The 11,059-nt window shown below is 61.9% G+C and carries 11 protein-coding genes and 1 tRNA gene; 1 reads left to right on the top strand and 11 read right to left on the bottom strand.

Features of this window, described 5'->3' with window-relative positions; all coding sequences use genetic code 11:
• Positions 1 to 400: 400 nt before the first annotated feature.
• The 10 genes from MUO32_RS28975 to MUO32_RS28930 form a co-directional block, all read right to left on the bottom strand.
• Complete coding sequence (locus MUO32_RS28975; RefSeq protein WP_257951847.1) at positions 401 to 784, bottom strand: hypothetical protein; 384 nt, start codon at positions 782 to 784, stop codon at positions 401 to 403.
• A 14-nt stretch (positions 785 to 798) separates the two neighbouring features.
• Positions 799 to 1,587, bottom strand: a complete 789-nt coding sequence (locus MUO32_RS28970; RefSeq protein ID WP_257951846.1) for an SDR family NAD(P)-dependent oxidoreductase — start codon at positions 1,585 to 1,587, stop codon at positions 799 to 801.
• A 106-nt stretch (positions 1,588 to 1,693) separates the two neighbouring features.
• Positions 1,694 to 2,683: an ABC transporter permease gene (locus MUO32_RS28965; RefSeq protein WP_257951845.1), complete on the bottom strand. Its 990-nt coding sequence runs from the start codon at positions 2,681 to 2,683 to the stop codon at positions 1,694 to 1,696.
• Complete coding sequence (locus MUO32_RS28960) at positions 2,680 to 4,215, bottom strand: sugar ABC transporter ATP-binding protein (RefSeq protein ID WP_257951844.1); 1,536 nt, start codon at positions 4,213 to 4,215, stop codon at positions 2,680 to 2,682. The genes MUO32_RS28965 and MUO32_RS28960 overlap by 4 nt, the downstream gene beginning before the upstream one ends.
• A 49-nt stretch (positions 4,216 to 4,264) precedes the next feature.
• A complete protein-coding gene (locus tag MUO32_RS28955; RefSeq protein WP_257951843.1) occupies positions 4,265 to 5,200 on the bottom strand; it encodes a sugar ABC transporter substrate-binding protein in 936 nt (311 codons plus the stop codon).
• A 21-nt stretch (positions 5,201 to 5,221) separates the two neighbouring features.
• Positions 5,222 to 5,986, bottom strand: coding sequence for an SDR family oxidoreductase (locus MUO32_RS28950; protein WP_257951842.1), 765 nt, complete (start codon positions 5,984 to 5,986; stop codon positions 5,222 to 5,224).
• Positions 5,987 to 6,083: 97 nt separating this feature from the next.
• Positions 6,084 to 6,866, bottom strand: a complete 783-nt coding sequence (locus tag MUO32_RS28945; protein ID WP_257951841.1) for an SDR family NAD(P)-dependent oxidoreductase — start codon at positions 6,864 to 6,866, stop codon at positions 6,084 to 6,086.
• Between the two features lie 75 nt (positions 6,867 to 6,941).
• The gene (locus MUO32_RS28940; RefSeq protein ID WP_257951840.1) at positions 6,942 to 7,886 is read right to left on the bottom strand and encodes a LysR family transcriptional regulator; all 945 of its coding nucleotides are present in this window, start codon (positions 7,884 to 7,886) and stop codon (positions 6,942 to 6,944) included.
• Entirely contained in the window at positions 7,883 to 8,548 is a 666-nt protein-coding gene (locus MUO32_RS28935) for a TetR/AcrR family transcriptional regulator (protein WP_257951839.1), read from the bottom strand. The genes MUO32_RS28940 and MUO32_RS28935 overlap by 4 nt, the downstream gene beginning before the upstream one ends.
• Positions 8,549 to 8,718: 170 nt before the next feature.
• Complete coding sequence (locus tag MUO32_RS28930) at positions 8,719 to 9,609, bottom strand: LysR family transcriptional regulator (RefSeq protein ID WP_257951838.1); 891 nt, start codon at positions 9,607 to 9,609, stop codon at positions 8,719 to 8,721.
• Positions 9,610 to 9,717: 108 nt separating this feature from the next.
• Between MUO32_RS28930 and MUO32_RS28925 the strand changes: the two genes are divergently transcribed.
• A complete protein-coding gene (locus tag MUO32_RS28925) occupies positions 9,718 to 10,785 on the top strand; it encodes an SDR family oxidoreductase (RefSeq protein WP_257951837.1) in 1,068 nt (355 codons plus the stop codon).
• Between the two features lie 173 nt (positions 10,786 to 10,958).
• On the opposite strand, the gene MUO32_RS28920 is transcribed toward MUO32_RS28925, so the two are convergent.
• Positions 10,959 to 11,034, bottom strand: a tRNA-Lys gene (locus MUO32_RS28920).
• Between the last annotated feature and the right edge of the window lie 25 nt (positions 11,035 to 11,059).

The following is an 11,059-nucleotide window of genomic DNA, read 5'->3' as shown; positions in this document are numbered from 1 at the left end:
CCAGGCCGGCTCCCATGCCGTCTATGTCTCACAGCCCAACGCCGTCGCAAAGATCATCGAGGACGCAGCGAACAGCGTGAAGTGAACCAAGCCGAAATAGGCGAACGCAAATGCATGACGAAGCCCCCGGTGGTGGAAACCAGCGGGGGCTTTTCCATGCGCGGGGTCAGGACGACAACAGCGCCATGCCGAGTGCGCCCACAGCGAAGCCGAGACCCAACGCGAACCACGCGCGATACCCGGAAAGCCACACCGTCGCGAGCTTGATCTTGCGCGGTATGGGGACGTTTCAGAAAGCGGCAAGCCGCAGAGCGAGCCCCTGGAAGACGGACCAGTTCTGCATATCTGACGCTGGCGCCATATATGGCGGAAGATGGTTGAACCCATTAGCTCAGCCCACTCATCTGCCTTCGCAGCTGAGCGGCCCCTTGAACTCGATGGTCGTAAAAGCCAAGCGTGTATCACCAATATTAGTAAGGTCATGAACCATGGTTTCGTTTTCGCCGAAAGCAAAGACCTTGCAGTCACCGGCCTTGTATTCCGTTTCTAACATCCTGCCATCGGAAAACATCGATCGAGAGCGGCCTGGCGTAAGGGCAATCCAGCAATAGTCCAATTCGTGCCGGTGGAACCCGAGGCGTTCACCCGGCGCGAGGCTGATATGCCAGACCCGCACGAGGCCATTCTCGGACACAAGATTTTGGCCCACTCGCGCGTCCGCATTGACTATTTCATCGCGCAGCATCTGTGACATGCTCAGATCACGTCCAGTTGTCGATGCCATCCTGATATCCCTTGTCATGTTGTTGGTATCACACCACCGTCGATGTTGATCACATCACCGCTGATGAACTCCGAAAGGTCTGAGGCGAGATAAAGAACGGCCGTTGCAACATCCCTTGCTGTTCCCAATCGTCCGGCAGGTAACTTCGATTCAGCCAGGAAGCTCCTGACAGCGTCGTCGACTGTCGTACCGTAGCGCTCGGCGAGTGCATGCAGGAAGCCACCCGGTCGATCCCAGAGTTCGGTTCGGATATGGGCGGGCGCAACAACGTTCGAGCGGATGCCCTTCGATGTGAACTCCCGGGCAAGTGCCTTGGAGAGCAGTGTTATGGCTGCCTTCGAGGTACTGTAGTCCGGCAGCAGCGGATGCGGCATGCGCCCGGCCTCCGAACCGCAATGGACAAGCACGCCCTTTTTCTGCTCGAGCATGGCGGGCAGCACGGCGCGCGCCATACGGACATAGCCGATGAGATTGACGTTGAGCGTATGCGCCCAATCTTCGTCCGACACATCAAGGAAACCGCCGCGCGTGGGACAGATGCCGGCATTGTTGAAGAGGACGTCGATGCGGCCGAACGCCGCCAGAGCGGCCTGCGCCACGGTTTCTCCCGAGCCCGCAGCTCCCAGGTCGGCCTCGCAGAGGAGCCAGCGCTCGCGCGGGGCCAGATTTGCTACCGGCGACATGTCGCGGCTGACACCGACGACACGGGCGCCTTCCGCCAGGAACATCTTCGTCGTCTCCAGCCCGATGCCGGAGCTTGCGCCGGTGACGATGACGACCTTGTCTTCGAGATTGAGGTTCATGGCTGCTGTCTCCTCCACATGCTGCTCGTTCGCTGCTGCAAGGATGCCACGGCAAGCAAGGTGCGCGTCAAGGTTCCTTCTGCTTTCCCCATTGCCCGGCGCCCGGTCAAAGGAGCTTCAGCTTCGTCGTGCGCGAGACCACCGATACGGCGATCACGATGATGACGCCCTTCACGATGCTCTGGATGTAGGTGTCCATGCCCACCAGGTTGAGGCCATTGTTCATGATGCCGATGAGAAGCGCGCCGAAGAACGTGCCCATCACCGTCGCCGTACCGGGCCTCAGCATGGTCATGCCGATGAACACGGCCGCAAGCCCGTCCAGCAGGTAGGTTTCGCCGCCGTTCGGTTGTCCGGAACCGAGCCGGGCCGAGAGGATGATCCCCGAAATAGCTGCGAAAAACGAGCTCAACGCCAGGCCATAAACCCGATAGGAGCGCACTTTGATGCCCGAAAGCTCGGCTGCGCGCGCATTGCCTCCCACGGCGTAGAGATATCGGCCAAAGGTGGTGCGCTCCATGACGAACCAGGACGCGGCAACGATCACCAGCATGATCAGTGCCGGATAGGGCAGGATGCCGCCGACCTTGCCCTGGCCGACAGCGAGATACTCCGCCGGAATGCCGCCATAGATCGCCCGGCCGCCCGAAATCATGAAGTTGATGCCCCACAAAATAGAGCCGGCCGCGAGCGTCGCGATCAGCGAGGGCACGCCGACACCGACGACCAGGGCGGAGTTGATGAGGCCGACGGCGAGGCCGGCCGCCAGAGCCGCAAGGATCGCAAGCGGGATCGGCACGCCCGCCACCATGAGCAGCGGCGCCAGGAGGCCCGCAAGACCGACGACATAGCCGACGGAGAGGTCCATTTCCTTGGCCGCGAAGCCGAAGGTCAGTCCGACCGCGACGATGGTCAGCATGGAAATCTGCTGTAGGATGTTCACGAGATTCGTACCGGTGAAGAACCGATCCGTACCGATGGCGAAGCCCAGGAACAGTGCGACGAGTACGGCGAGCGTGCTGTATTTCTGGATGAGGGTGCCGAGGCGCATCGAATGCGATTCCCGGACCGGAAGCGTGCCTGTGGTCATGGTCATTGGGTTACCCCCGCAATTGCATTGATGAAGACGGCCTCGCTGAAGTCGCGACGGGCGATCTGGTCGGCATCGCGGCCGTTCCGGAACGCCACGACCCGATCGGCCACATGGGCGATTTCCAGAAGATCGCTCGAGGCCACGACCACGGCAGTGCCCTTTTCGGCAAGTGAGGTGATGAGGTCGTGGATTTCGCGCTTCGCACCGACATCCACGCCTTCGGTCGGCTCGAGAAAGACGAAGAGCTTGTATTTTCCCTCCGCCGCGAACTGCCACTTGGCGACGGAGACCTTCTGCTTGTTGCCGCCGGAGAGTTCGGCGATCTTGGTCTCGGCGCTCGACGTCTTGATGTTCAGGCGCTTGATCAGGCGCAGCGTTTCACTGCGCTCGCGGCTGGCCTGGACGATGCCGAAAGGTTTCAGGCTGATCTCCTGGATGCCGGCCATCGACATGTTTTCCCGCACCGTCCAATCGCCGATCATGGCATTGATCATGCGGTGATCGGGGATGAGTGCCGCGCCGCGCCGCTTCATGTCCCGCACGCTGGCGCGTCCGACGTCACGTCCCTGAAACTGGTAGCGGCCGTCTCCGGCCAGGCGCGGTTCGAAGAGCGACTGGGCGAACTCGAAATGACCGGAACCGGTGAGGCCGATCAGCCCGAGGATTTCGCCGCTGCGAACCTCGAGGCCTGCCATGTGGAACCGGTCCCCCTGCCAGTCGCGAACATCGACGACGATCTGTGCATCGTCCGCGATAGAACGCTCTTTCTGCGTTCCGTTCAGCAAACGATCCTGCCCGCCGGCCTGGCCGCGGTTGAGCATGAGGTCGATCAGTTGCCGCTCGGTCACGACATGGCCGGCGTTGGAAAGATGGCTCACCTTGCGCCCGTCCTGCAGCACAGTGATTTCGTCGCAAAGATCGATCACTTCCTGCAGGAAATGGCTGATCAGGACGACGGCCATGCCGGCATCGGACAATTGCCGGATCAGCTTCCAGAGGCTCTGCTTCTCCTTCGCGGGCAGCGTAGCAGTCGGCTCGTCGAGAATGAGAACCTTGGGGCGCGAATGCAGCGCCCGGAGGATTTCGATGACCTTCTGGTCGGCATAGGCAAGCTCGTCCACCTTGCGATTGAGCTGGATCGCCGTATCGGGAAACCATTGCTTCGCCAGCGCTTCCGCCTGCCGCTGCACCTCGCGCCGGTTGATGAAGAAGCGGCTCTTCACCGGCTCGAAACCGAGACAGATATTCTCGGCGCCGGTGAGATGGGGCACGAGACTACCCTCCTGCGAGACGAGCGAAACGCCGCTTGCCACCGCCGCTGCCGGGTTCTCGAACGCCACCGGCCCGCCCGCCATGCTGAGCGTCCCGGCCGTCGGCTGGACGGCCCCGCTCAGGATGCTGACGAGGGTCGTCTTGCCCGCCCCGTTCTCGCCAACGATGCCGTGCACGCGCCCCTCGACAATCTCGATGGACACACCGGCGAGCGCGAGCGTTCCGGGCCATTGTTTTGTGATGTTCTCAAGCACGATCGACATGGTGCGTCCTCCGAAGGGGACGGGCGGCATCGCCACCCGTCCGGTCGGTTCACTTGCAGTTGTCCTTGGTGAAGAGCGTGGCGCCGTAGTAGACGATATCCTTGCCGTTGGTGACGGACTTCGGATCTTCCCCGTCCACCTTCACGCGCTTGGCATAGCTCGCCAGGTTGACGCCCCATTCCTCGAACTGCTGGCGGCCGGTGGCAACGAACATGGACTTGTCCTCGCAGATCGCCTTGATCGCTTCCGGGTGCCCGTCCATGCCGGAAACCGGAACGTTCAGGCCGGCACCCTGCAACGCGGTGATGGCCGCCTGCGCCGGCTCGTCCCAGGGAGTCCAGACGGCAGTGATCTCGTCGCCGTAGCGGGTCGCGAAGTCCTGCACGGCGTTCAGCGTTTCCTGATAGAAGTTCGCGACGTCGAAGTTGTACTCGCCGATGATCTTGACCTCGGGATACTCCTTCAGGATCGCGCGCAACGTGTCGGTGCGCTCGCGCACCGGCTTGATCTTGTCGGTGGTGATGATGATGAGGTTGCCCTTGCCCTTCATCTGGCTGATCAGGCTGAGCGACACCTCGGCGGACATTTGCCAATTGTTGGTCGTGATGTCCGCGGTAGAGCCCGGAATCCAGCCGGAATCGACCGTGTAGACCGGTATCTTCGCCGATTCCGCACCCTTGAGGGCGTTGCTGGAAGCGCGAAGGTCTGCATAGGTGACGTAGATGACGTCGACGCCGCGGTTCACGGCATCCTCGATGTTGTTGGCGACCTTTTCCGCGGAACCGGCCGAGTCGAGATAGGTGACCTCCCAGTCCGTGATTTTGTTGTCGCTCAGATATTTCTTGAAGCCGTCCTGGGTGCGCTGTTCGGCCTGGAACGCCGCATTGCCCTGCACCCAGCCGATCTTGACCGGATCGGCCAGTGCGGGCGATGCCGCCCACAGGGCGATCATCGCAACGCTGGTGAATTTCAGAACTGTCGACATGATTTCTCCTCCACTCTGTCGTCAGATTGATAGAAAACCGCCATCGATATTGAGATCGACACCGGTGCAGTAACTGGCCGCATCGCTCGACAGGAACACCGCCGGTCCGCCCACTTCGTGCGGCAGCCCCATGCGTTTCATCGGCGTCATTCCAGCGAACGTGCGGACATTTTCGGCGACCTCGGGCCGGCTGTTCATCGGCGTGGCCATGAACCCCGGGCTCAGGCAGTTGACGCGCACGCCGCGCCCGGCCCATTCGGCCGCAAGGCTCTTCGTCAAGCGGATCACCGCCGCCTTCGTGGCGTCGTAGTGCACCTGTTCAAGGCCCGGGATCGCGGTCGAGCCGCAGATCGAAGCCATGTTGAGGATGGCACCCCGCCCCCGCGCCAGCATGCGGCGGCCCTCGACCTGGCAGGACCAGAACAGCCCGTTGAGATTGATGTCCATCATGCGCAGGAACTGCGCCTGCGGCATCGTCTCGGCCGCGCCGACATTGGCAATCCCGGCACTGTTGACGGCGATGTCGATATCACCGAACGCGCGCTCGGCACGGTCGAACGCCGCCTCGATCGAGGCCGGATCGGTAACGTCTCCGCCGAGCACGAGGGCCTCCCGACCCGCGACCGCTATGGCCGCCGACGTCTCGCCCTGACCTTGCGCGCCCGGCAGGTCGAAGCAGGCGATGTCAGCACCCGCCTCCGCCAGCGCGATGGCGATCGCCTGGCCAAGGCCGCTGCCGGCGCCGGTGACGAAGGCGCGCTTGCCGGAAAGATCGAACCTGTTCACCTGCTCCTCCAAAACATGCTGATTTTTCATAGACCTATTGGCGCTGGCGATTGAGGCCGTTGCCATGAATTCACTCTTCAGCCCCACTGAAGAAGGCTCACAGGATGGCCCGGATCGTGCCGCCTTCGGCCCGCATGGCCATGCCGTTGAGGTGGGCGCTCGCGGCGAGATGCACGACGCTGCGGGCGACTTCCTCCGGTTCGATCATGCGGCGGATGAGTGAGGTCGGCTCGGTCTCATCGAAATAGTCGGAGACGACGGCCTCGCGGGTCGTGCCCTTCTCCTCGGCGATTTCCTGATGGTAGCGGCGAACAGCTTCGGTGTTCGTCGGGCCGGGCAGGATGGTATTGACCCGCACCCGTGTGCCTTTCGTCAACTCGGCGAGGGCGCGCGACAGGCCGAGCAGACAGGTCTTCATGGCGCCGTAATGCGCCATCCAGGCCTGCGGCTTGACGGCGCTTTCGCTGCTGATGAAGACTACACTGCCCTCGCCGCGTGCCAGCATGTCCTTCAGCGCGAGCCGCGACATCCGCACGCCGGTCATCACGTTAACGTCGAAACAACGGAACCAGTGCTCGTCGGTCGTCTCGAAGAAATCGCGCACTTCGAAGATACCGATATTGTTGATGAGGATATCGACGGGTCTGTGCGCGGTGGCAAAGGCGTAGAGCCGCTCGGCCTCGCCCTTCGCGGTGAGATCGCCAGCCAGTCCGCGGCAGCCCTTGCCGAGAGCGCTGATCGCCGCGTCCACTTCGCCGTCGCTGATGCCGCTCACGGTAACGTCCGCCCCTTCGGCCAGGAAGACGGAGGCAATGGCGCGCCCGATACCCGTGGCGCCACCCGTAACCAGCACATGCTTGCCAGCAAGATCGTAGTCCATAGAAAACTCTCCATGCGTCGTCGTTCGGTGCGTTGTCGGACGCGCCGTTGAAGGGAAGGTGATCGCGAAGTTCGGTCAGGCGGCGCCGCGCAGCCTGAGATATTCGTCCCTGCAAAGCTCCACGCTGCGGCTGAGGCGCTTGACGCGGTGCAGGAGGAAATCGATGAATTCGGCCGTCCGCAGGGGCAACCGATGCCTCGGCTCAGACAGGAGGTGGATGATTTCCGGATCGCGCTCGAAATCCCTGAGGACCGCGACCAGCGTGCCCTCCTCGAGCTCCCGCGCCACATCCCAGGACGACACGCGGATGAGCCCCTGCCCGGCTTTGGCGAGGTCGATCAGCGCCTGCCGGTCCGAGACGAGACGGTTGCCGCTCACCCGCACGATCGCAGGCTCCCCGCCGATGTCGAAGACCCATTTGTCGGCCGCCGCCTTGCCGTCGAGATAGACAAGACAGTTATGCGCCGACAGATCGGAAGGCGTTTCCGGCATTCCCACCCGGGCGAGATAATCCGGCGCCGCGCAGATGACCATCGGGTTTTCGCCGAGCTTTCGCGTGGTCAACGTGCTGTCCGGCATGGCGCCGAAGCGGATCGCGATATCACAATCGTCATCGACCAGATTGACGTCGTCATCGCCGAGAATGAGCCGGAAGCCGACTTCAGGATGCGCCAAGCCGAATTCATTGGTGAGCGGAATCAGGTACTTTCGGCCGAATTCCGAGGGTGCTGCAATCGTCACCGTGCCGTTCGGGTTCTTCTTGCGCGCCCGCATCGTCTTGTCGAGCCGCTCGAAATCCTCAAGGATGCCCTGCGAGGTCTCGAAGAGATACCGCCCCTCCTCGGTGAGGCACAGGGATCGCGTCGTCCGCTTGAGGAGCGCGACGCCGAAATGACATTCCAGCGCCTTGAGCCGCCCGCTCATCGTTGCCGGCGAGAGGCCCAGTTTCGATGCGGCAAGCGAAAAGCTGTTCGACTTGACGATCTCGGAGAAGACGCGCAGGTCCTGGATGCTGTTCATCGTCCCGCCCCCGCGTTCGCGATGTGTCCTTCAAGCCGCGGCATGCTTTCCACCAGGCCCGAAACGAAGACGTCGACGCGCGCCCTGATGATGAGATCGAGATCGTCCGGTATCGTGTTGCGGTAGATATATTTGCGCACGCCCATGTAGAAGAAACTGGAGTGGAAGCCCCAGACGATCTCGATCGCCAATTCATCGGCCTGGTGGCCGGTCGGCGCCGCCACGCCGGCTTCCGCGGCAACCTCGGCGAAGATCAAAGGAAAGGTCGTCTCGTGCAGCAGACCGAGATATTTCTTGGTGATCTGCGGGTCTTCGAGCGCCGAGGCGATGAAGATCCGGATCCAGCGCTCGTCCAGAATGGCTTCCGTATAGGCCGTGAGGTAGCGCACGAGACGGTCACGGATCGACAGCGAGCGGTCCGCGAGCTGCGCGTTCCATGCCGGATCCCAGCGTTTCAGGTAAACCTCGTCGTAGATCTTCTGGAGCAGGTCATCGCGGTTCTTGAAGTAGCGATAGAGCAACGGTTGCGACACGCCAAGCGCGTCAGCAAGCTCCCGCGTGGTGAACCGCAGGCCACGCTGCGCGACGAAGTCGATCGCAAACTCGAGGATTTGCTGTTCGCGGTCGGCCGCATCAAGATATTTTCGTGCTGATTTTGCCATAGCCTATCGTTCTGACGCCCGCTGGCGCCAGTCCTCATGCCTTGAAAAACAGACTTGGCTCCGGCCGGTAACGGCCGAGAACCTCCCATGCTCTCTCCCTGAGCTGACATAGAAGTAGCATCGCTCTCAAAACTGATCAAGTGATAATTTATCAGTTGATAATTTCTGGATCAGATCGCCCGCACCAGAAAATCCAGGAACCTGCGGATTCTCTGGGGAACGTGCGTCTGGGCCGAATAGATCGCCGAGATCGGTTCGGTCTCGCCGGCATCCCATGGTTCGAGCAAGCGGATCAGACGGCCTTCGGCAAGGTCGCGGCTGACATGGAACTGGGAAAGCCGCGCAATGCCGGCACCGGCGAGCGCGAAGAGCCGCATGGATTCCCCGTTGTTGACCAAGAGCCGGCCAAGGATATCAACGTGAACCGACGCACCATCCGATGGGTCGCTGAACTGCCACGTATTGAGATGCGGCCGCGCGCCAAATGTCAGGCACGCATGCTGGCGCAGCTCTTCCGGCCGTTGCGGCGTACCGAACCGCGCCAGATAGTCCGGCGATGCGACGATAAGGCGGGGTGAATCCAGCAAGCGTCGGGAACGCAGCGAGGAATCACGCAGGACGCCCGTGCGGATCGCGATGTCCGTCTTCTCCGCAATCAGGTCGACCGGCTCGTCGCTGAATTCCAGGTCGATACGCATGCCCGGATTGTCGTCTAGGAAGCGAACGACGAGCGGCGAGAGGACATGCATGCCGAACGGCATATTGGTGCTGACCTTCAACAGCCCGCCGACGGCTTCGGCCTTGCGCGCGATCTTCGCTTCGGCCTCGGCGATTTCCTGGACGATCCCACGGGAGGTCTCGTAGAAATCCGCGCCCTCGGAAGTCAGGCGAAAGCTGCGCGTGGAGCGCACGACGAGCTGCACGCCGAGCCGCTTTTCAAGCCGCGTCACCAGCTTGCTGATCGCGGAGGGCGACATCGAAAAGGCCCGCGCGGCCGCCGAAAAGCTGCCCGCATCGACGATCGTCACGAAGACTTCCATTTCCAGGGCGCGGTTCTGCATCTCGTTTTCTCGTGAATTTTATTCACTTCAGTTATTCTCCATCCCGACCTACCTGACCAGAGGGTAAAGCGGCATCTTCTCCTTCACACTTCGCAAAGGGAGGAAATCATGTATCAAAAACGCGCATTGATCGTCGGCGCGACGGGCATCGTCGGGCTGAACGTCGCAGAACATCTCCGGGAACTCGGCGGCTGGGAAATCCACGGCGCCTCGCGCCGCCCGCCCGTCGGCGCATCCTATATCCAGCCGCATACGGTCGATCTTCTGAAGCGGGACGAGGCGATCGCCGCCCTCTCCCACCTCGCACCCACGCATATCTTCTACTGCTCGTGGACGCTGGGCGCCAACGAGGACGAGAACATCCGCCTCAACGGCGACATGCTGAAAACCGTTCTCGACGCCTTCAAGGACAAGGGCTGCGTACAGCATGTCGGTGTCGTCACCGGCACGAAGCATTATCTCGGCCCCTTCGAGGACTACGGCAAAGTCCAGCCGGTGACGCCCTTCCGCGAAACCGCGCCGCGCCTGCCGAAGAAGAATTTCTATTACGAACTCGAAGACATCGTCATGGCCTATGCGGACCGGTACGATTTCGGCTGGTCGGTCCACCGCTCCCATACGATCATCGGCTATGCCGTCGGCAACCTGATGAACATCGGCGCGACGCTCGCCACGCATGCCTCGATCTGCAAGGCGACGGGCCGGCCGTTCCGCTTCCCCGGCAGCCCAACGGCCTATCACGGCCTCAACGACATCACGGACGCGCGCATCCTCGCCAAGCAAATCGTCTGGGCCGGCACGGAACCCAATGCCCGCAACGAGGCTTTCAATGCGGTCAACGGCGACGTCTTCCGCTGGGAGCAACTCTGGACGACGATCGCCGACTACTTCGACATTCCCGTCGCGGACTATCCCGGCCACTACAACTCGCTCGCCGACCAGATGAAGGATCTCGGCGACGATTGGGACCGCCTCGTCAGCCAGCACGGCCTCCAGCCGAACAAGCTCGACCGCCTCGCCTCCGCCTGGCACACCGATCTCGACCTTGGCCGTCCCATGGAATGCGTGCACTCCATGTCCAAGGCAAGAGCCCTCGGCTTCAAGGAAACCCAGGACACGGAACAGTCCTTCATCGATGTGTTCGACCGACTCCGGGCAGAGCGCATCATTCCGTGAGGTCAAGCAACCTCGCGGCTATCTACGGCGCGCCTTGGGGCGCGCCGTTTTTGCGTTTCCTACGATGGCCAGGGTCTTTCAACGCCACACCAGTTGCCCGCGACTGCAAGCGGCAGACAATCGCAGCCCTCGATTTTCACGAGGGGCGCATAGTTCGGATTTTGTTGATGTTTTGGTGGGTGATCACGGGTTCGAACCGTGGACCCGCTGATTAAGAGTCAGCTGCTCTACCAACTGAGCTAATCACCCGTCCAGGCTGCTTCGGTGCAGCGAG

The sequence above is a fragment of the Shinella sp. CPCC 101442 genome (assembly GCF_024704725.1).
GTDB lineage: Bacteria > Pseudomonadota > Alphaproteobacteria > Rhizobiales > Rhizobiaceae > Shinella.
Note: the sequence above shows the minus strand (reverse complement) of the source record. Positions and strands in the feature narration are given on the sequence as shown.